The organism is Streptomyces purpurogeneiscleroticus (assembly GCF_020024005.1).
Classification (GTDB): Bacteria; Actinomycetota; Actinomycetes; order Streptomycetales; family Streptomycetaceae; genus Streptomyces; species Streptomyces purpurogeneiscleroticus.
Genome location: NZ_NHSG01000347.1, coordinates 25,606 through 47,323, shown reverse-complemented (window position 1 = coordinate 47,323; position 21,718 = coordinate 25,606). Strand labels below are relative to the sequence as shown.

Below are 21,718 nucleotides of genomic sequence, written 5' to 3'. Positions count from 1 at the left end.
ACCCCACCGTCCTCCCCCAGCCCATGCACCAACACCACGGCAGGCCCGTCCCCGGCGACCCGGTAGCGCACGTCGATGCCGTTGACCCGAACGCTCTCCTCGACCAGCACGTCTCTCCCCCTTATCGGCCTTCCCGCCTGCTCATCCCCTCATTTTTACCTCGGCCATCATTGGCCAAGTCTTCAGAAATGCCGAGACTTCACCCACCCGAACCGACACAACCCTCGCTGTACACCGCCGCCGTTCCCGCGCAGGTACGCCTGCGGAGTGAGAGGGTGCGGACATGACAAAGCCATTCACTGTCCGGATCACCGTTCGCGTCTACGAGACCGATGCACAGGGGCATTTGAACGCCAACGTGTACCTGCAACACGCGGAGCACGCGCGGTGGGAGCTGCTGCGGGCGGCGGGCATCCAGCAGAGCGATCTGCTGGCGAAGGGGGTCAGTCCGGTCAGCCTGGAGAGCACGATCAAGTACCACCGTGAAGTGGTCGCCGGTGACGATGTCGACGTCAGCTGTGCCTTTGTCTTCGGGGAGGGCAAGTCGTTCCGCGTGGAGCAGGCCATGACCCGTCCCGACGGCACTCTCGTGGCGGAGGTGTTCAACGTCGGGGGGATACTCGACCTCAACGAACGCAAACTCGTGCCCAATCCCCGGGAGTACTTCCGCGGGGTCGCGGCCGATCCGGACGTGGCCGGGCTCTGACTGGCTCCCCCGGCTCACTCGCTCACCCGCTCACCCGCTCACCCGCTCACCCGCTCACCCGCTCACCCGTTCACCCGCTCGAAGATTGCGGCCAGGCCCTGGCCGCCGCCGATGCACATCGTCTCCAGGGCGTAGCGGGCGTCGCGGCGGTGTATTTCGCGGGCCATGGTGGTGAGGATGCGGGTGCCGGTTGCGCCTACCGGGTGGCCCAGGGAGATGCCGGAGCCGTGGACGTTCAGCCGGTCGAAGTCGCCCCTGCCGAAGTCCCATTCGCGGGTGCAGGCGAGCACCTGGGCGGCGAACGCCTCGTTGAGTTCGATCAGGTCCAGGTCGGAGATCTTCAGGTTCGCTTTGTCCAGCGCGACGGCGGTGGCGGGGACCGGGCCGATGCCCATGACCTTCGGGGCCACCCCGGCCACGCCCCATGACACCAGGCGTACCAACGGGCGCAGGCCGAGTGCGGCGGCGCGGTCCGGGTGGGTGACCACGCACATCGCCGCGGCGTCGTTCTGGCCGCTGGCGTTGCCCGCGGTCACGGTGGCCTCAGGGTCCTGCTTGCCCAGTATCGGGCGCAGGGCCCCGAGGGTCTCCATCGAGGCGTCGGCGCGGGGGTGCTCGTCGGTGTCGACGACGCTCTCGCCCTTCTTCGTGCGTACCGTGACCGGGATGATCTCCTCGGCGAAGACGCCGGAGGTCTGCGCGGCCACGGCCCGCTGGTGTGAGGTCACCGCCAGCAGGTCCTGTTCCTCGCGGTCGATGCCGTACTCGCGGCGCAGGTTCTCCGCGGTTTCCAGCATGCCGCCCGGTACCGGGTGGTTGCGGCCGCCCGCGGTGGCGCGGCCCCGGGCCAGGCCATCGTGCAGTGTCACGCCCTGGCCCTTGACCCCCCACCGCATGTCGGTGGTGTAGAAGGCGACGTTGCTCATGCTCTCCGCGCCACCGGCGACGATCAGCTCGCTGACGCCGGACTGGACCTGCATGGCTGCCTGGAGTACTGATTGCAGGCCGGAGCCGCAGCGCCGGTCGACCTGCATACCGGGCACGGTGACCGGCAGGCCCGCGTCCAGGGCGACGACCCGGCCGATGGCGGGCGCCTCGCTGGTCGGGTAGCAGTTGCCGAGGATGACGTCGTCGATCGCGGCCGGGTCGAGGCCGGTGCGGGTCAGCAGACCCCGGAGCGCGACCGTTCCCAACTCGGCTGCGCTCAGGGTCTTCAGGGATCCGCCGAAGCGGCCGATGGGGGTACGGACGGGCTCGCAAATCACGGCTTCACGCATGGTTTTCGCTGCCTCCATGGCGGTCGGGATGATGGGGCCGGGGTCGGAGTTACATGAACCGTCCGCCGGTGACTTCCAGCACCGTGCCGGTCATGTAGGAGGACAGGTCCGAGGCGAGGAACAGTGCGACGGAGGCGACCTCGGCGGGCTCGCCGGCGCGTTGCATCGGGATCTCGGTCATCTTCTGGTCCCACGCCTTCTGCGGCATGGCCTCGGTCATGGCCGAACGGATCAGACCCGGCTGGATGGCGTTGACCCGTACGCCGTGGTGCGCCAGCTCCTTGGCCGCGGCCTTCGACAGGCCCACGATGCCGGCCTTGGCGGCGGAGTAGTTGGTCTGGCCGACCATGCCGACCTTGCCGGACAGCGAGGAGATGTTCACGATCGCACCGCTCCGCTGCTCGCGCATGACGGCTGCCGCCTTGCGCGTGCCGTTCCAGGTGCCCTTGATGTGTACGTCGATGACCTGGTCGAACTGCTCCTCGGTCATCTTCCGCATCGTGGCGTCGCGGGTGATCCCGGCGTTGTTGACCATGACGTCCAGCGAACCGAAGGCGTCCAGTGCGGTCTGGATGAGTGTGTCCACCTCGGCGGCGTCGGTGATGTCGCACCGCACCGCGCGGGCCACCGCGGGACCGCCGAGTCCCTTGGCCGCCGCCTCGGCGGCCGCCAGGTTCAGGTCGCCGAGGACGACCTTCGCGCCCTCCGCGACGAACCGCTCGGCGATCGCGAGACCGATGCCCCGGGCACCGCCGGTGATGATCGCGGTCTTGTCAGCGAGTAGCGGCATGGCAGTCAATCTCCTTCTTGGGTGCGGGCGTTGGGGGGTGGATGACGCCGGCCTCGCGCAGCATCGCCACGTCGTGTGCAGACAGGCCGAGTTCGGTGTGTAGTACCTCGTCGGTGTGTTCGCCCACCTGCGGTGACACCTTGGGCGGCGACTGTTCGCCGGCCATCACCACGGGTGATCCGGGCGCCCAGTGCGTCCCGATCCCGGGCTGCTGTACCTGCGCCATCAGTGGGTTCTCGCGCAGCAGGCGCGCGCCGTCGGCGGCGAGGTCCGAGAAGCTCCGGTACTTCGACCAGAGCACGCGGGTGGTACGCAGTACCGCTTCCGCCTCGGCGAACGTGTGGGTCTCGAACCAGCCCGCGAGCAGCTCGCCGAGGACCTTGCGGTGCCGGTAGCGCTCCGACTCCTCCGCGAAGTCCGCCCCGAGCGCGGACGCCAGTGCGGACACCACTTCGGTGAGCCCGGTGACCGCCAGAAGTTCGCGCCAGTGCCGGGGCGTGAGCGCGACGATCATCAGCCGCTCACCGTCGGCGGTGGTGAAGTCGCGGCCGAAGGTGCCGTAGACGTAGTTGCCAGTGCGTTCCCGCGGCGTGCTGCTCAGCTGCGCCTCGGCGAGGTAGCCGAGGTTTCCGGCGGTCGCCAGCGCGACGTCCTCCAGGGCGACCCGTACCTGCTGGCCCTCGCCCGTCAGCAGGCGGTGCCGTTCCGCGGCCAGCAGGCCGGTCGCGAGGTACAGCCCGGCGGCGACGTCCCACGCGGGCAGCAGGTGGTTCACCGGCCGCGCCGCGTCCTCCGGGCCCGTCACCAGGGGGAATCCGGTGGCCGCCTGGACGGTGTAGTCCACCGCGGTGCCACCGTCCCGGCGGCCGGTCAGCAGTACGTGGATCAGGTCGGGCTGACGTGCCCGCAGCGCCTCGTACGTCAGGTCCGGATGCCGCTCGGAGTTGCTGATCACGATCCCGCCGCGGCGCCCGCCGCCGACGATCAGGTCGGCGACGAGCCGGCGCCCCCGCTCGGACCGCAGATCCACCGCGATGGCCCGCTTGCCCTTGTTCAACCCCGACCAGTACAGGCTCGTCCCGCTGTCGGCCAGTGGCAGCCGGGTGCGGTCGGCCGCGCCGCCGGCCGACTCGATCCGGATCACATCGGCGCCCAGCTGGGCCAGCGTCATCCCGCTCAGCGGGGTCGCCACATAGCTGGAGATCTCGATGATCCGCATGCCGCGCAGGGGCTGGGAGCGCCGCGCGTCCCGGTCCCGGAGCTCCTGCGGTACGGCGGGGTCGTGCCTCACTTCGCTCCCCGTATCAGGTTCCTGCCGATGATCAGCTTCTGGATCTCGCTGGTGCCCTCGTAGATGCGGAACAGCCGGGCATCGCGGTAGCAGCGCTCGACAACGGTGCCGCGCATATAGCCCATGCCGCCGTGGATCTGCACCGCGAGGTCGGCCGCCTTGGACACCATCTCGGAGCAGAACAGCTTGGCTGCCGAGGGCGCGATCCTGCGGTCCTCGCCGGAGTCGTACTTGCGTGCCGCGTCGAGGACCATCGCGCGGCCCGCCAGTACCCCGGTCTGGATCTCCGCGAGCATCGCCTGGACCAGCTGGAACTCGCCGATGGGCCTGCCTCCCTGCTTGGTGGCGGCGGCGTGGGCGACGGACTCCTCCAGGATCCGCTGGGCCATGCCGACAGACAACGCGGCGATATGCACGCGGCCGCGCACGAGCGACTTCATCGCGGTCCCGAACCCGGCACCCTCCTCGCCGCCGATCAGCGCCTCCTTGCCGACGCGCACGTCGTCGAAGAACACCTCGGCGGTCCAGGCGCCCGCCTGGCCCATTTTGGGGTCCTTGGGGCCGATGGTGACGCCTTGCCGGCCGGCTTCGACCAGGAAGACGGAGATGCCCTTCGTACCGCGGCTCTCCGGGTCCGTCCGGGCGAAGACCACGAGCAGGTCGGCCAGTGGGGCGTTGGTGATGAACCGCTTCGACCCGTTGATGACGTACAGGTCGCCTTCGCGGTGGGCCCGGGTGGTCAGGCCCGACGGGTCGGAGCCCGCCTCGGCCTCGGTGAGCGCGAAGGAGGCGACGGCGCCCTCGGCGAGCCGGGGCAGCCAGTGCTTCTGCTGCTCCTCGGTGCCCGCGTTGACCAGGACCTGGCCGGCGATGCCGTTGTTGGTACCGAACATCGAGCGGAAGGAGGGAGTCGTGTGACCGAACTCGAAGGCGAGCTGGGCGTCCTCGTACAGGTTGGCGCCGAGGCCGCCGTACTCCTCGGGCAGCGTGTACCCGAACAGGCCCATCTCGGCGGCCTTTTGACGGATGTCCTCCGGTATCGCGTCGGTCTCCTCGATCTCGTCCTCACGCGGAACGACATCCTCGCGCACGAAGCGGCGCACCGCGTCGAGCACGGCCTCGAAATCGGTGGATTCCATGGTGGTGTTCTCCGTTCCCGCGGTCATTCGGTCCCGCGTTCATTCGGTCTCGGTCGGGCTGGTCAGGACCGCCAGGGCGTCCACGGCGACGGCTCCGTGTCCTTCCGGGCCGAGCAGCAGTGGGTTCACATCGAGTTCGGCGAGGTCCCCGGAAAGGTCGGCGGCCAGCCAGGACAGGCGCGCGACGGTCTCCGCGGCCGCGTCGATGTCGCGCGGCGGCTTGCCGCGTACCTCGCCGAGCAGCCGGCTGCCGCGCAGCGACAGGAGCAGGCGTCGGGCGGTGTCGGTATCGATGGGAGCGACCGCGACTTGGCTGTCGGCGAGGGCCTCGACGAGTACTCCGCCCAGGCCGACCACGACGACCGGGCCGAACATGGGGTCGTTCTTGGTGCCGACGATCAGCTCCGTGCCGGCGGACGCCATCCGCTGGACCAGCAGCCGGGCATCGTCCACTCCCGCGTCGCGGGCGATGCGGAACAGGTCGTCGGCGGCCCCGCGAACGTCCGCGGCCTCGGCAAGCCCGAGGCGTACGCCACCGATGTCGCTCTTGTGCCCGATCCGATCGGACAACAGCTTCACCGCGACCGGGCCGCCGAGCTCTGCCGCCGCGGTCACCGCCGCGTCGGCCGATACCACCGGGCGGGAGGCGGCACACGGTATGCCGTACGCGGCGATCAGCCGGGTCGACTCCTCCTCGTCGAGCCGGCTCCGCCCCGCGGCCCGCGCCGCGGTCAGCAGTGACCGCACGGCGGCGTCATCGATACCGTCAGGGCGCTGCGGCCGCGGCAGCGCCGGGCGCAGGCTGAAGTCCGTGAGCAGCCCGAGGGCGGCGGCGGCGCTGCCCGGGCCGGTGTAACAGGGGATGCCGAGGTCGCGCAGCCGCTGCCGCGGCCGGCCGCTACCGCCGGTCCACACCACGACCACGGGGCGGTCCGTGGAACGGTTCGCCTCCTCGACCGCGTCAATGAGCTCCGCGGCACAGCTGTCCGCGCAGCCCAGCAGTACGGCGATCATGTCGGTGTCGGGATGCTCGACGGCCACCCGGAGCGCGCGGCGCAGGATGCCTGGCTCGGCGAGGAGGCTGCCGGTGAGGTCGACCGGGTTGCGTGGCGATCCGTACGCCGGGATGGCCGCGGCCATCTTGCGCTGCCACGTCTCGTCCCACGGACGCACCTCAAGGCCGTACTGGGCGGCCGCATCGGCCATCAAGGCACCCGCGCCGCCCGAGACCGACAGCGAGGTCAGCCTGCGCCCGCGGACCCGCCGACCACTCGCGAAAATCTGCGCGGCATCCAGCATCTCCTCCGGACCGTCGACCCGCAGAATGCCGTACTGCCGCGCCGCACCGTCAAAAACGGCGTCCTCCCCGGCCAGCGACGCGGTGTGCGACTGCGCCGCACGCGCACCCGCCGCCGACCGCCCGACCTTGACCGCAACGATCGGCTTGTCCCGCTCATGCGCCTCCCGGGCGGCCTCCAGCAGCCGGCGGCCGCCGGTGACGCCCTCCAGGTAGGCCAGCACCACCTGGGTCTGCTCGGTGCGCACCAGCCCGTCCAGCAACTCGGCCACCGACAGGTCGACTTCATTGCCGGTGTTGAGATAGTGCGAGATCCCGATGCCCAGATTCTGCGATTCGTTGAAGACGAAGCCGCCGAACGCGCCGCTCTGGCTGAGGAAGGCCACCGGTCCTTCGTGCAGCGGCACGTCCTCGTCCAGCGCCGAGGTGAACGTGGGCATCGCGCGGTCCCGTACACCGATCATGCCGAGGCAGTTCGGGCCGAGCACCCGCACCCCGCTCTCCTCGATCGCCGCCCGCAGGTCGCGCTGGAGCGCCGCGCCCTCGCCGCCGAGTTCGGCGAAGCCGGACGCGCCCACGATCGCGGCCGGGACGCCGCGCCGGCCGCAGGCCCGTACCGCGTCGGCCGTCCGTTCCGCAGACAGCATGATCATCGCGAGGTCGATGGCACCGTCGACGTCGTCGAGGCTGCGATGGGCGGGCAGGCCCTGGACGGTCTCGCGGGTGGGATTGATCGGCAGGATCCGCCCGGCGAACCCGAACCGCTTCAGGTACGCCACCGGGCGGCCCGACAGCTTGGCCGGGTTGTCCGACGCGCCGAGGATCGCGATGGACCGCGGATACAACAGCTTTTGCACGGCGTCGCCGCCGCCGTCGGCCGGAACGGCTGGATCGGTCGGAGCGGTGGGATCGGCTGGATCGGTCGGAACGGTGGGAACAGTCGCGTCGGTCGGGTCGATCGAATCGGTCGGCTTCGGGCTCGATTCGCTCGCAGGCACGGTCAACTCCTTGAGTCGGAGCGCGCCGCAGCCGGGTCCACCGGATCTACCGGATCCACCGGATCCACCGGATCCACCGGATCCACCGGTTCTTCCGCTGCGCGGCGCGCGGACAGTGTGAGGAAAGCCCGGGCGGCGAACAGTGACACCACGGTCACCAGCACCGCGAATCCGATCGGCAGCGCGATCGACCCGGAGGCGGTGAGCAGGGACTGCAGGATCACCGGTGCCAGGCCACCGAGAACCCCCGCCAGCCCGTAGGTCGCCGAAATGCCGGTGTAGCGGACGTTCGCCGGAAACGCCTGCGCGAACATCCCCGCCAGAAGGGCGTAATACATGACGTCCGGAATGGTCGCGAGTACCGCACCCAGCATCGCGAGGGTCCAATTTCCGGTACCGACGAGAAGGAACATCAAAGGCAGCGTCGGCAATTGGACTACGAGCAGCAGGGTGACGGCCTTCCGCACGTTCCACCGGGTGGCGAGCACCGCCCCGAAAGGCTGCACCAGGAATTGCACCACGCTGGCGATCAGGATGATCGTGAGGAAGTCGTTCTTCGCCAGGCCGACTTCCGAGGTGGCCCAGGACAGCGCGAAGGTGTCTCGCGCGTAGACCACCGTGAACACGGTGACGGCCGCGCCCACGCCGACCAGTACGGTCTTCGTGTTGCCGCGGAACAGGCTGACCAGCGGCACCTTCACCGTCTGCTGGGACGCCCGCATCGCGACGACCGCGGGCGACTCCTCCAGGCTCAGCCGGATCACCAGACCGACGATCACCAGCAGCGCCGATGCCAGGAACGGCAGCCGCCACGCCCAGCTCAGCAGCGCCTCGTCCGGCAGTTGGGCGACCGCGAGGAACGACAGCGTCGCCAGGATGCGCCCCGCGGGCGAGCCCTGCTGCGCGAAGGCGCCGAAAAGAAAGCTGCGTTCCTTCTTGGCATGCTCGGTGGCGATCAGTACCGCGCCGCCCCACTCGCCGCCGACCGCCAGCCCCTGCACCATTCGGAACACGATCAGCAGTACCGGTGCGGCCGCGCCGATCTGGGCGTAGGTCGGCAGCAGGCCGATGCCGACCGTGCTGACGCCCATCAGCATCAGGGTCGCGATGAGCGCCTTCTTGCGTCCGATCCGGTCGCCGAGGTGACCGAAGACGATGCCGCCGAGCGGGCGCGCCAGGAATCCGATCCAGAAGGTGGCGAAGGACAGCAGAATGCCGACGGAGGCCGGGACCCGGGAAAAGAACAACGGCGCGAATACTAGGGCCGAAGCGGTGCCGTACACGTAGAAGTCGTACCACTCGATCGTCGTGCCTACGAAAGAGGCCCAGCCTGCTTTGCGGGCCATTCTCTCTTCTCTGGGCAACTGTCCGGCTCGCATCACATTTCCTTCCGGAATGGCGACCCTGCTGATGGACCCTGCGTATGGACTTTGCGTATGGCCTTTGCGTATGGACCCTTCGTACGGCGGCGCGATGTTGCTGCTCGGGAAACTAGGGGCAACCAACTAGTTTCGTCCAACACCAAACCTGCGTACGATTGATTCGCCGCGGCAACACAATGGGCTCTGACCAGCGCAAAGCAGAGGTGGCCGGATGGAACTGAGACATCTGCAGGCGTTCGTCGCCGTCGCGGAGGAGCTCAACTTCCGCCGTGCGGCAGCCCGGTTGCAGATGACGCAGCCGCCGCTTTCGCAGCAGATCAAGCGGCTGGAACGCGAGGTGGGGGTGGACCTGCTGCGCCGTACGACCCGGCACGTCACCCTCACCGGCGCGGGCGCGGCCTTCCTGGCGGAGGCCCGGCGCGCCCTGCAAGCGGCTCAGGCGGCACCGGAGGCGGCCCGGCAGGCAGCCGCCGGGCAGACCGGAGTGGTCCGGCTGGGATTCAGCGGTCCCACCTCCCACGAGGTGCTGGTCCTCATGACCCGGAAGTTCCGCGAACACCGGCCCCACGTACGGCTGGAGATCCTCGGCCCGGTCTTCGGCGGCGAAATGGTCGGGCGGCTCGGCCGGGACGAGATCGACGCGGGGCTCATCCGGCTGCCGGTGGCGGGCTCGGGGCTCCAGGTACGGGAGCTCACGCGGCACCGCATCACCGTGGCGCTGCCCACCGAACACCCGTTGGCGACGCGCCGGGAAGTCGGCGTACTCGACCTGCGCGACGAGCCCGTGGTCAGCCACCCCACCAACCGCGGCGCCGGGATCGTCTCCCTCATCCACAAGGCGTTCCTGAAGCACGGCACCAGCCCGAACATCGTTCAGGAGGCCCCGGACACCCACACGATCCTGTCGCTGGTCGGCGCGGGCGTGGGCATCGGCTTCGTCCCCGCGTCCGCGGCCCACTTGAAGGTGCCGGGCGTCGTCCTGCTCCCGGTGACCGACATCCCACCGCTGCCACTGGCCCTCGCCTGGCGCAAGAACGACCCCAACCCGGCGCTGCACGCGCTCATCGACCTGCTGGACGGGATCTCGGCGGAATGCCGGCCGAAGCCGGACGAGAGCTGACGCAGCCGGCGCCCTTTCCCCGCATCGGCCTCGTCAGCCACCCGGCCGCCGGCGCAGGTGCACGCCCTTGCACACGCCCTCGATCCGCTGCAGGACAGCCAGCTTGTACACGCGCATGGCACATGTGGCGCAGCGGCCCTGTGGCACCTTCGTCAGCAGATGTTCGGTGCCCTGCGGGTCGACGACCTGTACCTCCAACAGGTGCTCCTCGTAGACGCCCCCGCACGGGCAACGGCCGTACCAGCCCGGTCGCGGCTCGGTGGTGCCTTCGGTACTCGCTTCCGTGCTCATGCCGGCTCCCGTTCGGCGAGCTGGATACGGCTCACGCACCAGATGTTGAAGTCCGGCGGCAGGTCCCCGTACCCCACGATTCCCGTCCGTGGCAGTACGCAGGCCAGCATCCGCCGCAGCACCGGGCGGATGTCGTCGTCGACCAGCAGCACCGGTCCGTGTACCGCCGGCGACAGCAGTGCGCGCTCGGCCCGTACTGCCTCGATCACCCGGTCCTCCGTCTCCTCGCGGTCGCCGCGGTCCGCACCGGAATACCGGCGCAACAACTGGTCGATTTCCGGGTCCAGAAGGCAGACCGGGAGGGCGTTCCGGCCTCCCGAGTGCCGGGCGGCGATCTGCGACCGCAGCCCGGTACGGACGAACGCCTCCAGCCACGCGGGGTCGCCGGGGCCTGTCGCCACACCCGTACGGGCCGCGGTGACCGGATCGTCCAGCAGCAGGAAGCGGTCGGAGTCGGGCCGTGGCGCCACATAGCCGGCGTCGATGATCCGCTCCAGCAGTGGCGACAGATCTCGCAGCGAGACGCCGTCGGCCGCCAACGACCGCAGCAGCGCCGCCAGTTCGCCGGCATCGACACGGGTCCGCGCCGCGCCCACAAGGGCGGGCAGCATGTCTTCCAGCACATCGAGCTGGGCCTGCACCTTGTTCCGGTGGACCAGCAGACCGGCCCGGCTGCGCAGCTCCTGCACCAGGCAGAGCGCGATGTGCTCCGCCGCCGTCCACGTGGCCCACCCGCTTTCCGACAACTGCCGGGAGGCCGCGGCCGGAGCCAGCGCTCCGGGGAATCCGGTGGCGGGATTCACCGCCGGGCGGGCCTCAACTCCCAAGTGGGCAATGCCTTCAGGGGTGTCGTTCACCAGGACCTCGTCCGTACCGAGGATCGCGTACGGCGCCGTCACCAGAGAGTTCAGCCGGAACGCGAAGCACCCGGCCGGGATGCCGTCCGGTGGTACCACCCGTATCGACGGGGTCAGCAGTCCATGTTCTTCGAACATCTCGACGGCCACCCGGCCCAGCAGGTCGGCATCGTCGCCCACATCCCCCGTTCCCAGCAGCGGAGCGATCTCCTCCGGGACCAGCACGTCCACGAAACGGGCGGACAGCTTGGACAGCAGCGACTCGACGACGGGCGTCGGGCCGGGCTGCCGGGATTCTCCCGGGGCTCCCCCGAGCGAGGGCAACTCGTCGATGTTGATGCCGTGGTCCAGCAGCACCGACAGGACGCCGGCCAAGCCGTCCGGCGAGGCGGCAGCGGCCAATGGGTACCGTGCACCGATGCGCGTGAGCTGCTGCGGACCGAGCAGGACGGCGGGCCGGAGCTTCACCGCCTCGGCGCACACCGCCGCCACCAGCGCGGCAGCGCGTTCCTCCGGCGCAGCACCGCCGTACCGCGGCCACCCGTCCGGCAGCGGCGGATACACGCTCTCGGGCTGCCGGCCGTCCGGCGCGGCGGCCAGCCGGGCGAGGAGCTCGGCCGGGTAACGGCAGCGCTCCTCGCGCACGTGCAGCCGGATCCAGTCCTCCGGAGCGGGATCGGACGCCGACTCCTCGGGTACCAGGCTGACCAGTACCTCCGTCCTCCCTGGTACGCCCAGATCCACGAGTACCTGATCCAGCCGAGCGGCGACCTCGCCGGAGCACCGCTTCCTGGCGGGTCCGGTACCCAGCAATGCGGCCAGCGGCCCGCGTACCGACACCCTGACGGGACAGACGACGGAGTCATTCGAGTCATTCATCGCGCGCCCCTTCGCCGGTGTCCAGCACACCCGCGCACCGGTCCTGACCAGGGCCGATGGCCCCCTCGGTGAACCGTTGCAGCCAGGGGCGCAGCTCCGGGTCCGAGGTGAGGAAGGCGATCCGGCCGTCACGGTCGAGGACGTCGCCGCCGTCGAGAGCGTCCTCGCCGTCAAGAGCGTCCTCGCCGTCGAGGGCGTCGCACAGTTCCGTGGCGAGCCGGTGCTCGTCCGCCGGGACGAGTGGCAGCGGCCCGGACGCCTCCAGCCACTCCGGCACCGGCACCCGGGCGATGGCGGCGTTCCCCGGCAGGGTGTTGCGCAACGCTGTCCGCACCTGGCGCACGGTCCGCGCCGGCGCCGTCTCCAGCTCCCGGCTGTCCGCCAGTACCTGCGCCACCTCGGGAGTCAGCGGCATGCCGTCCCTGGCGAGCGCCCGCAGGACCCGGGTGGCGCCCATCCGCCGGCCCCGGCGGTCCCGGGACGGACGTCCGGGCGCGACGTCGTCCAGCCACCACTCGGCCTCGTCGTACCCCAGCAGCCGCCAGGCGTGCTGCCGCACGACGGCGCACACCTGCCGCAGCAGCGAGACCGCGTCCTCGGCCGTGCCCCGCGCCACCTCGGCCTCCTGGACGCTGACCGTGAAACCGCCGGGCGCCAGGGACGCATCGTCCCGGAAACGGAAGCCGGGCACGGGAAAACCCGTCGCTTCCCGTATCCGCTCGCGGGCGGCGGGCACGTCCTCGGAGATGAATCTGCGGCCGCGCTCCCCCTCCGCCGGGTTGACCTGCGGCACCAGGTCGGACGCGACGGCGATGCGGACCGGGGCGCCCGTCGCGGGCGTCGCGACGAGTTCGCCGTACCGCCGTACGAGGTCCTCCAGCCACTCCAGCTTGGAGCGGCGCACCTTGTACTCCGGGTCGTCGGACAGCTCGCCGGCCCGGGTGATGGCGGCGACGGCCTCGTGCAGCGCGGCCGCCCGCCCGCCCGGCTGCATCCCCCGCTCCAGGGCGAGTGCCAGATTGGCGTGGATCACGTCGTCGTCGGGCAGCTGCTCCAGCGCCACACGGTAGTCGTCGATGGCTTCGGTGAACCGGGCCGCCTCGAAGAGCCGGTTCGCCTTCCGGTTCAGCAGCGAGCCCAGCTGCTCCCGGTACAAGGCGTCGTCCTTGTCCCGCGCGTACGCCTGCTCCAGTGCCGCGCGCGCCCGGTCCCAGTGGGGTCCGTCCCAGTACAGCCGCACCCGGCTGTGCTGGTACTGCGCCTCGTAGTCCGTCCCCTTGATGTCACGGACGCCGCGCAGCAGCCGTTCGGCGGCCGCTTCCCCCTCCGCTTCCAGGGTCTGCCCGGCGATGTCCTCCACCACTTGCACCAGATAGGCGCTGTCCGGGTACGACCGCAGGCCCTCCAGAGCGGTGGCACCCGCCCGCACGTGCCGGCCGGCGCCGCAATGGGCCATCGCGATGCCGCCGTAGAGGTACGGCTCCAGCCGCGGCGGATGATAGGCCAGGGCCTGCTCGTAGAACTCTATGGCGTGGTCCCAGTCCTGCCGGTCCTCACAGACCCTCGCGAGCAGGTAGACGACGGGCCAGTACTCCGGCTCCTGCCGCAGCACCCAGCGGCACTCCCGCTCGGCACGGTCCAGGTCCTGCTCCATGCGGTACACATCGGCGAGCTCCTCACGGGCGTTGTACCGCTCCGGGCGGAGCAGGATCGCCGCGCGCAGCTCCCGCCGGGCCCGCTCGAATTCACCGTTGGCCGCGTACACCCTGCCGAGCGCGACCAGGGTGTCGTACCGGAAGGCGGGCTCCGCCGTGTCGGCCTGTGCGGCGAGCGACTCGATCCGGCCCTTGCGGTGCTCGTACAGCGCGGGCTGGCCGTAGAGGGTGATCAGCGACCGGTAGTTCTCCGATTCGTACGGCACTTTCTCGACGGCGCGCAGGTAATGCTCCTCGGCGACCTCGAACTCCTCGCTCTCCTCCGCGAGTTGACCGAGCCGGTAGTGTCCGTTGCTGCGTTCCGGACACACGTCGACGGCGCGCTGGAACGCCCTCTTGGCGCCCCTGTTGTCCCCTTCCGCCTGCAGCCGTTCTCCCACGCCCTCCCAGGCCCGTGGCTCCTCGGGGCCCACCCGCACGGCGGTGTCGAAGCAGTATGCGGCCCGCTCCCGGTCCCCTTGCAGGTACAGCGCCAGCTCGCCGGCCATGGCCAGCAGCTCGACCTGGATACGGGTGGGGTACTGCGCCGCGTCGAGCAGGTGGTCCAGCAGCGGCCGGACCCGCACCCACCGCTGCTCGTAGGCGGCGTCGGTCCACCGCTCCAGCTCCGGCATCCGCAGCCGGTCCCGCACGGCATCGGGCAGCCCCGCGTCGAGCAGATGGCGGCTCACCGGCTCCCGGAAGCTCATCAGCGCCTCCGCGTAGCAGTGCAGCCACTCCTGCAGTGCGGCTTCCGGCCCCTGTTCCAGCGCGGTGTGCACACAGGAGGCCGCGGTCTCGCACAGCACTTTGACGACCCGGTGGCGTACCGCGTCGAGCACCGGCAGCAACGGCTGGCCGACCGACTCCGCGGCACAGGCGTCCAGTTGCTCCAGTATCCGGTACAACTCGGTACGGCCGGCGGGGGTGTCACGCAGCGGTTCCAGGGCCTTGACGGCCTGGTGCATGTCCGCGTCGCGGAGGGCGGCGTCGCGGAAGGCGTCGGCCCGGATGGTGCGCAGTGTGACGGTCATGACCGGATCCGGGTGTTCGGCCTCGGTGCTGTCCGCGCACGTCGCCGCGCAGATGCGGCGTCCTGTTCGTGTCCGTCGCTGACCGTGCGTTCCTCCCGGGAGGCGACCTTGTACCTGCACATGGTGCACTGTGAGCCGGGTGCGGTCATGACCAGCCCTGTGCAGCCGGGCTCGGGGCAGTCCATGAGCTGCGAGTTGCACGCACGGCACCGTTCCTGGCCCGGGATGATGAGGCCCTGGCAGCTGGTGTTCGGGCAGAACTTCTTGCCCTCGGGCCCCGGCTGCCGCGCCGCACCCTGGCCTTCGTTCCCGGCCTTCCGCCACATCTCGGCGTAGCGGCGGAAGGCCGATGCCTCGCGGACATAGATCACCGGAGTGCCGAAGCAGCGGTGGTCCCATGACTGCCGACCGAAACCGGGTGTTGTGCCGAGCTCGCACCGGGCCCGGCTCACGGCCTCGTCCAGGAGGTAGCCGGCCCGCAGCCAGGAGTAGAAGTGGACGGCGAACCGCTCGGCGTCGTCGATGCTGATGACGTACTGCATCGCCACCACGGCGGCGACCCGCTCGCGGTCGGCGAGGTCGCGGGCGATGCTGCTGAATCCGCGCAGCGAGTCCTCGGTGATGTCGGGGCTGTCGCCCTCGCAGGCGTGCAGGAAGATCAGCCGGCCGCGGGGAGACGCGCCGGAAGGTCCCGGCGGACCGTCCAGCCCGGAGCGCAGCAGGTTGCAGATGGACACACTGTCCGCCCAGTCCGCCTCGTCCACTTGCTCCGCGAGGTCGTCGCCCTTGGCGCGGCGGGCTTCGGCGAGGGCACGGGCGGTCCGCAGTTCCCGCTCATCCTTCTTGAGGGCGAGCGCGCTCACCCGGCCGTGTGCGCCTCCCCGGCCGTGCCCGATGAAATGAAGGATGTGAGTGGGCCGTTGGAGGATCTCGTTGCGTAGCTGGTCGCGTGTCGGGGACTCCAGGACGTCCACCGTGGTGTCGACGGAGCGTAGCTCCTCGACTGCCCTGATCAGGGTGTCCGCCCGGACCTGGGCCAGCCCCGGGGAGCTGGGGCGGGAGAGCACAACGAGAATCCGCAGCGGACCGTCGTCCGCCTCCGGCCACGCCACGTCCTCATTGCGTACGTATCTGCTCAGTACCAGTTCGGTCTGTTCACCGGCGAGGAAGAAGCCGTCGCCTTCCGGGCGGGGCATGAAGAGGAACTCCCAGGGGTAGCGGCCCAGTTCCTGTGCCTCGCGACGGATGTCCAGGCGCAGCCGGAAGACGCCTGTCATCAGCTCCGGGTTCTTCTTGTACAGCGCGTAGGCGTCCTCGAAGGCCCGGCGCAGCACCGGAGCGCCGCCCTGCGGGTCCTGGTCGTCCGTCCCGAAGGCGATGGCGTACAGGCACCGGCCGAGCAGCTTGAGTTCACTGCGCTTGCAGTGTTCGCAGCCGGCGACCAGCCGGTTCAGCGCCTTCACGGTGTCGTGCAGCAGCCAGCCTCCGCCGAGCCGGCCGCGTACGTGCTTGTTCGCGTCACGCCGGTAATAGACGTCGTCCTCGAACTCGCCGTAGGTGTCGTCGAGGATCGTGAGCGTGGAGGTGACCATGGCGCGCCGCCTGCCTACAGATCCAGCACCGCGAGGGCCCGGGAACGGGCCCGGTCCGGCGCGGTCCGGCTATCGGAGAGGGTTGCGAGACGGAGGGCCTGCTCACGCAGGTCCAGCATGACCCCGGTCCACCGCTCCTGCAGCAATTCGGCGTGCTCCCAGGTCAGGTCGGGGCTGGAGTACAGCAGACCGGTGAGCGTGGCCATGGCGGCCTTGGTCCCGAGCCACCGTTCGTCGGTGACCGCCTCCGTCGCCTGCTGCACGACGTCCTGCCACACCCGGAACAACGGGAGCCGGGTGACATCCACGTCCTCCGGTCGCACCCGCGCCACGCTGTAGAGGACGTAGTCCACATCGCGCAGCGGCACCAGCCGACCGTTCACGCGCTGAGTGAGCTCCCCGTCCTTGACGTGCAGACCGGCCGGGTCGACGCCGTCTCCGGGATCGATCAGCGCGTAGTGCGCGGGGCGCAGGCCCGGTTCGAACTCGTCCCGCCGGGCGAGCACCGGCTGGTCGCCGCCCACCAACGCGTTCACCCCGCCGACGACGACCTTGGCCAGCGCGGTGTACGGAGCGAGCCCGGCCGCCAGGTCGAGGGACCCGGCGGCGCCCTGCAGTACGTCGAGGAACGGCTGGGCGGTGTCACCGGTCTGCAGCCGGTACAGCACGACGGAGAGCGCGAGGCCACCGGGCGGCGTGGGCTGCGGCCCGGCGACACGGGTGTTGGCGACCACGAGCCCCTGCGGTGTCTCCACGCCGTGCCGCTGGATGAGCCCCGGACCGACCATGGCGGGCACGACGGCCTGAGCACCGTCGTGCACGAACTCGACGGCGACGAACACCACCGGCGTGAACTGACTGAACCACTTCCGTCCGTGGGCGAGGTGCAGATGATTGATCCGCACCTCGAAGTAGTCCCGTCCGGGGTCGAGCGGCCCGGGCTCGTGCGGCCGGTCCACCCGCGCGGGATCAATACGCGTCCACAACGGCGGCCGCGCCGGCGCACGCACCAGATCCCGCACAGCAACCCGCAGCGCACCAAGACTGTCCGCAACACTCATGCCGCACCACCCCCTCTCCTCCCCCTGGAAGGCGGCGCCTTGTACAAACTTTAGCCCCGCCACCCAGGAACAGGGAGAGCTCCGCCCGCTGCGGTCAAGACCCCGACAAGCCAAGGCCCATGCTTAAGGAAACCCAGGGCCCATGTCTCAGCCAGCGGCGTCACGAATCGACGCCAGGAGGCGGCATCACGCACCGGCGATGAGCAACTCGGAAGCCTTCTCCCCGATCATGATCGACGGGGCGTTGGTGTTGCCGGAGGGAACGGACGGCATGATCGACGCATCCGCCACACGGAGCCCCTGAACGCCGCGAACGCGCAACTCGGGATCCACCACCGCGAGATTGTCCCGCCCCATCCTGCACGTGCCGACCTGATGGTGATAGGTACCGACCGCGCGCCGTACGTACTCCCGCAGATCGTCCCGTGTGCGGGCCTCGGGCCCCGGAGCCACTTCCGCCTTGCGCCAGGCGTCGAAGGCGCGCTGGCCGCCGATCTCCCGGCACAGCTCCACAGCGTCGACCAGCGCTTCGAGGTCGTACCGCTCGGCGAGGACATTCGGGTCCAGCAGCGGCGCGGCCTCCGGGTCGGCCGAGGCGAGCCGCAGCGTGCCGCGGGACAGCGGCCTGACGATGCCGGGGGCGATGGTGTAGCCGTGCTCCGGCACGGGGTACGACTCGGCGGAGTAGACCAGGTGCAGGAACAGCGGCTGCAGGTCGGGGCCGGGGCGGCGCGGGTCGGTGGAGGTGAAGAGCTGGCTTTCGAGCAGGTTCGCCTTGCCGGGCGGCAGCGGACGGGACGCCTCGTACACGTTGCTGACGAGCAGATGGTCGTGCAGGTTCTCCCCGACGCCCGGCAGATCCACGGCGATGTCGACGCCGACCTCGCGCAGGTGCGCGGCCGGGCCGATACCGGACAGCAGCAGAGCCTGCGCCGAACCGATGACCCCGCCGCTGAGTACCACCTCGGCAGCGGCATGGGCGCGGTGCAGGCGTCCCTCCGCGGCGTACTCCACTCCGACCGCCCGGCCGTCTTCGAGCAGCACCCGGTGCACGCGGGCACCGGTGGTCACGGTCAGGGACGGGTTGTCCCGCACCGGAACGACGAAGCTCTGCCAGGCGCTCATCCGGCGCCCGTCACGAATGGTCGCGTGGTTGAAACCAACGCCCACCATGTCGTCACCATTGAAGTCGTCCGTCCGCTCATGCCCGAGGGCAACGGCGGCCTCCACGAACGCGGTTGCGGTCGGATGCGGTTCGGTGATCCTGCTGACGGGCAGCGGGCCCCCCTTGCCGTGCCACGCGCTCTCACCGTCGACATGGTCCTCCGACCGCTTGAACAGCGGCAGCACACTGTCCCAGTCCCAGCCGGTGCACCCCTCATAGGCCCACGCATCGTAGTCGCTGCGATGCCCGCGTATATAAATCATCCCGTTGAGCGAACTCGACCCGCCCAGCACCTTGCCTCGCGGCCAGAACAGCGACCGGTCGCCGGCATGCCTCTGAGGCACCGTCATGGCGGCCCAGTCCAACGGCGATTGCAGCAACAGCGGCCAACCCTGCGGGCTGTGCACCCGCTCATCATCGTCGACCGGTCCGGCCTCCAGAACGTGAACCGAGTGCCCCGCATCCAGCAAACGCCGGACAATCACGCTACCGGCCGACCCGGCCCCCACCACCACAAAATCGTGCTCAACACGCGACTCCAGCATGACGATCCCCTCCCACAACGTCGTTACCACTGCGGGAAACAGTAGAAGCGCTGGGCATCATGCGTCTCGCCGATGAGCGCATGGACAGTTTCAAGGCCCACACCATGGCTCGCTCGACGGCTTCCTCGAAGAGCCCGCCCGCGGCCACCGGGACATTCCCACTGCCGCCTCAGCGTGGCCCGCCTCCTGCGCGCCCGGCTGCGGTGGATGCAATGGCATGACGGAAAAGGCCGGCGGCGGCCAGGGTGAGACCGGTCAGCCAGGCGAGAGCGATCAGCAGGGGGCCGGTTTCGTCGAATCCCGGGGTGACCGCGGCGTCGATGACGACACGCGTGGCGCCGTAACCGGGCAGGGCGTGCGCCCAGCCGGGTGGGTCGGGGCGCAGCATGGGGCTCTGTCCGATGCCCAGGTCGATGAAGGGCACCAGGAAGGCGATGAGCACCCCGCCGACGCGGCCGAACAGCGGGCCGAGCAGGACACCGACGAGGCCGTAGGTGAGGGCGATCAGGATGCTCGCGGCAATGTAGAGGCCCCATTGGCGGGCCTCGAAGACCGTGGCGGTCACCGCGAGGGAGGCGACGGTGGCCAGTAGCGCGCCGAGGGCCACCACGGTCAGGCGGGAGGCGAGCAGGCCGGCGGGGCGGAACCCGGCGAGGGCAAGACGCCGGTCACCCGCGCGGGCGTCGAGGATGGTGAACAGTCCGGCGAGCGTGGCCAGGGACGCGATGGCGATCGGGGCCATGGTGCCGCCGTGGATGTCGGGGAGCCATGCCTGCTGGACGGTGGTGCGGCCGCTTTCGCGTACGGTCAGCTGTGTGGGCTCCTCGGGGGTGGTGGCCACGGCCAGCAGGATGAAGACCGTCGGCACCGCGATGAGCAGTGCCCACAACACCCGGTTGCGGCCCGCCTCCCGCAGCCCCGCCCGCACCCCCGCGGCCAGTTGGGCGGTGGCCGAGCCGTGCCTGGCGGGGCGGCGGGGCCGGACGACACGGCCGGCGCTGGTGATCACCGTCCAGCTGACCGCGGCCGCTGCGGCGGCCCAGGCCAGCGCCCAGCCCAGATCACCGATCCGCCCGCCGTGGCCGGAGGGCGCATCCACCATCCACAGCGTCACGAAATGCGTCGGCAGCACCCGGGTCACCGCCCGGTCCACCGCACCCATCACGGGCCCGAAAAAGACGTCGAGGATCCATACGAACAACACCAGCACGGTCCCGTTGACCGGACTGGCCACCGTTGCGCCGATCAGCGCTCCGATCGCCAGGTAGATCAGCGCGTACATCAGTGTTCCGGCCGGCACCCGCTGCGGGTCGTCACCGAGTCCGGTCCTCAGCTGAAGGGCCAGCAGGGCCGCAGCCGTGGCCAGCAGCGCCAGGGCCAGGCCGGTGGCCATGCGGGCGGCCGCCAGGCGGTAAGGGGCCAGCCCGGCCAGGATCAGCCGGCGGTCGGCGGCGCGGGCGGCGCGCGTCTGGAAGTACATGGCGATCGCGGCGATGAAACCCGCGGCCCAACCGGCGGTGACGATCTGCACCGCGGGCCCGCCGGAGCCGCCGAGCAGCGCGGCAGCGTCCGCCAGCGGCCCCGCCGCCACCACCACGAACACCACCGGCACCAGAACGAGCACCAACAGATTCACCGGGGTCCGGGCGGCCTCGGCGAGGAACCGGCGGGCGAACGGCAGGGCCGTCATCGGGGCACCGCCCGTCCGTCCCGCAGTTCCACAATGCGGTCGAATCGCTCCTGGTCCGTCACGAAGTGACTGATGATCAGGACCGAGCGCCCCGCCCGGCGGCGCTCGCCGACCAGGTCCCAGAATTTGAGGTAGGTGTCGAAGTCGAAGCCGGCGTAAGGCTCGTCCAACAGCAGTACTTCCGGGTCCGCGAGCAGCGCCAGGCCCAGGTTCAGCTTGCTCAGGGTCCCCCCGGACAGCTGGTCCGCACGGGTGCCCGCGTAGCGTGCGAAGCCGAGGGCCGCGTAGATCTCCCGGCGCGAGCGCCGCTCCGCCTCGCTGCTCATGGCGTACGCGCGGCCGAACAGCTCGAAATGCTCGTCACAGGTGAGGCGTTCGTAGACGACCGGCTCCTGCGGACAGTAGCCCAGGCGCCCCGTGCGGGTCACCGTGCCGGCGTCGGCGGCCAGCGCCCCGACCAGGATCTTCATCAGGGTGCTCTTGCCGGAACCGTTCTCGCCCACGATGCCGACCACTTCGCCGGGAGCCAGCGCGAGGTCCACCCCGCGCAGCACCGGGACCCGGTGCCGAGTCGGCCACGGACCGCGCCGGTAGCTCTTCTCGATCCCGATCGCCTCCAGCACCGCGTGGTCGGCGGGTGCCCGCGCCGGTTCGGACGCGGTGCGGTGCGCCGCATTTGCCTGCCTGGGGCGGCTGGCCTCTCCTTCCGGCGGGTTCCGGCCGTTCACGGCCGGAACCCGGCCCAGGGCACCGCCGCCGGCGTAGGCGTCTTGGAGCAGCGGGAAAACTGGTTACCGAGCCGGCTGCCCAGCAGGGGGATGATCAGCGGCGTGTTGAGCACCGCCAGCGGCCACAGGCCGTATGCGGCATCAGCCATCACGCGCTCCTCGGGGCTTCACGGCTCGTGGCT

The 21,718-nt window shown here is 70.4% G+C and carries 17 protein-coding genes; 2 read left to right on the top strand and 15 right to left on the bottom strand.

Going from position 1 to position 21,718, the window contains the following annotated elements; genetic code table 11:
* The first annotated feature begins 283 nt into the window (after nucleotides 1–283).
* Complete coding sequence (locus CCS38_RS23425; RefSeq protein WP_223735285.1) at nucleotides 284–706, top strand: acyl-CoA thioesterase; 423 nt, start codon at nucleotides 284–286, stop codon at nucleotides 704–706.
* Between the two features lie 62 nt (nucleotides 707–768).
* On the opposite strand, the gene CCS38_RS23420 is transcribed toward CCS38_RS23425, so the two are convergent.
* The 6 genes from CCS38_RS23420 to CCS38_RS23395 are packed head-to-tail and all read right to left on the bottom strand — an operon-like array spanning nucleotide 769 to nucleotide 8,844.
* Nucleotides 769–1,983 carry an acetyl-CoA C-acetyltransferase gene (locus CCS38_RS23420; RefSeq protein WP_223735284.1) on the bottom strand — a complete coding sequence of 405 codons (1,215 nt, stop codon included), beginning with the start codon at nucleotides 1,981–1,983 and terminating at the stop codon, nucleotides 769–771.
* A gap of 49 nt (nucleotides 1,984–2,032) precedes the next feature.
* Nucleotides 2,033–2,773, bottom strand: a complete 741-nt coding sequence (gene fabG, locus CCS38_RS23415) for a 3-oxoacyl-ACP reductase FabG (RefSeq protein WP_223735283.1) — start codon at nucleotides 2,771–2,773, stop codon at nucleotides 2,033–2,035.
* Nucleotides 2,757–4,064, bottom strand: coding sequence for a CoA transferase (locus CCS38_RS23410; protein ID WP_223735282.1), 1,308 nt, complete (start codon nucleotides 4,062–4,064; stop codon nucleotides 2,757–2,759). Before CCS38_RS23410 ends, fabG begins: the two co-directional genes overlap by 17 nt.
* Complete coding sequence (locus CCS38_RS23405) at nucleotides 4,061–5,203, bottom strand: acyl-CoA dehydrogenase family protein (RefSeq protein ID WP_223735281.1); 1,143 nt, start codon at nucleotides 5,201–5,203, stop codon at nucleotides 4,061–4,063. The genes CCS38_RS23410 and CCS38_RS23405 overlap by 4 nt, the downstream gene beginning before the upstream one ends.
* Before the next feature lie 39 nt (nucleotides 5,204–5,242).
* A complete protein-coding gene (locus CCS38_RS23400) occupies nucleotides 5,243–7,498 on the bottom strand; it encodes an acetate--CoA ligase family protein (protein WP_223735280.1) in 2,256 nt (751 codons plus the stop codon).
* Nucleotides 7,499–7,500: 2 nt separating this feature from the next.
* Entirely contained in the window at nucleotides 7,501–8,844 is a 1,344-nt protein-coding gene (locus tag CCS38_RS23395) for an MFS transporter (RefSeq protein WP_223735279.1), read from the bottom strand.
* 247 nt (nucleotides 8,845–9,091) lie between these two features.
* Here CCS38_RS23395 and CCS38_RS23390 point away from each other — a divergent pair, with 247 nt between their 5' ends.
* Entirely contained in the window at nucleotides 9,092–10,000 is a 909-nt protein-coding gene (locus tag CCS38_RS23390) for a LysR family transcriptional regulator (protein ID WP_223735278.1), read from the top strand.
* A gap of 33 nt (nucleotides 10,001–10,033) precedes the next feature.
* Here CCS38_RS23390 and CCS38_RS23385 read toward each other — a convergent pair whose 3' ends face one another.
* The 9 genes from CCS38_RS23385 to CCS38_RS23345 form a co-directional block, all read right to left on the bottom strand.
* Nucleotides 10,034–10,291, bottom strand: a complete 258-nt coding sequence (locus CCS38_RS23385) for a hypothetical protein (protein WP_223735277.1) — start codon at nucleotides 10,289–10,291, stop codon at nucleotides 10,034–10,036.
* Entirely contained in the window at nucleotides 10,288–12,027 is a 1,740-nt protein-coding gene (locus tag CCS38_RS23380; protein ID WP_223735276.1) for an FHIPEP family type III secretion protein, read from the bottom strand. Before CCS38_RS23380 ends, CCS38_RS23385 begins: the two co-directional genes overlap by 4 nt.
* Nucleotides 12,020–14,755, bottom strand: a complete 2,736-nt coding sequence (locus CCS38_RS23375) for a tetratricopeptide repeat protein (RefSeq protein WP_223735275.1) — start codon at nucleotides 14,753–14,755, stop codon at nucleotides 12,020–12,022. The genes CCS38_RS23380 and CCS38_RS23375 overlap by 8 nt, the downstream gene beginning before the upstream one ends.
* Nucleotides 14,752–16,347: a CHAT domain-containing protein gene (locus tag CCS38_RS23370; RefSeq protein ID WP_223735274.1), complete on the bottom strand. Its 1,596-nt coding sequence runs from the start codon at nucleotides 16,345–16,347 to the stop codon at nucleotides 14,752–14,754. The genes CCS38_RS23375 and CCS38_RS23370 overlap by 4 nt, the downstream gene beginning before the upstream one ends.
* A 14-nt stretch (nucleotides 16,348–16,361) precedes the next feature.
* Complete coding sequence (locus CCS38_RS23365) at nucleotides 16,362–17,408, bottom strand: hypothetical protein (protein WP_223735273.1); 1,047 nt, start codon at nucleotides 17,406–17,408, stop codon at nucleotides 16,362–16,364.
* A 186-nt stretch (nucleotides 17,409–17,594) separates the two neighbouring features.
* Nucleotides 17,595–19,118: a GMC family oxidoreductase gene (locus CCS38_RS23360; protein WP_223735272.1), complete on the bottom strand. Its 1,524-nt coding sequence runs from the start codon at nucleotides 19,116–19,118 to the stop codon at nucleotides 17,595–17,597.
* 169 nt (nucleotides 19,119–19,287) lie between these two features.
* Complete coding sequence (locus tag CCS38_RS23355) at nucleotides 19,288–20,808, bottom strand: ABC transporter permease (protein WP_223735271.1); 1,521 nt, start codon at nucleotides 20,806–20,808, stop codon at nucleotides 19,288–19,290.
* Nucleotides 20,805–21,536: an ABC transporter ATP-binding protein gene (locus tag CCS38_RS23350; RefSeq protein ID WP_223735270.1), complete on the bottom strand. Its 732-nt coding sequence runs from the start codon at nucleotides 21,534–21,536 to the stop codon at nucleotides 20,805–20,807. Before CCS38_RS23350 ends, CCS38_RS23355 begins: the two co-directional genes overlap by 4 nt.
* The gene (locus CCS38_RS23345; protein WP_223735269.1) at nucleotides 21,533–21,685 is read right to left on the bottom strand and encodes a hypothetical protein; all 153 of its coding nucleotides are present in this window, start codon (nucleotides 21,683–21,685) and stop codon (nucleotides 21,533–21,535) included. Before CCS38_RS23345 ends, CCS38_RS23350 begins: the two co-directional genes overlap by 4 nt.
* Between the last annotated feature and the right edge of the window lie 33 nt (nucleotides 21,686–21,718).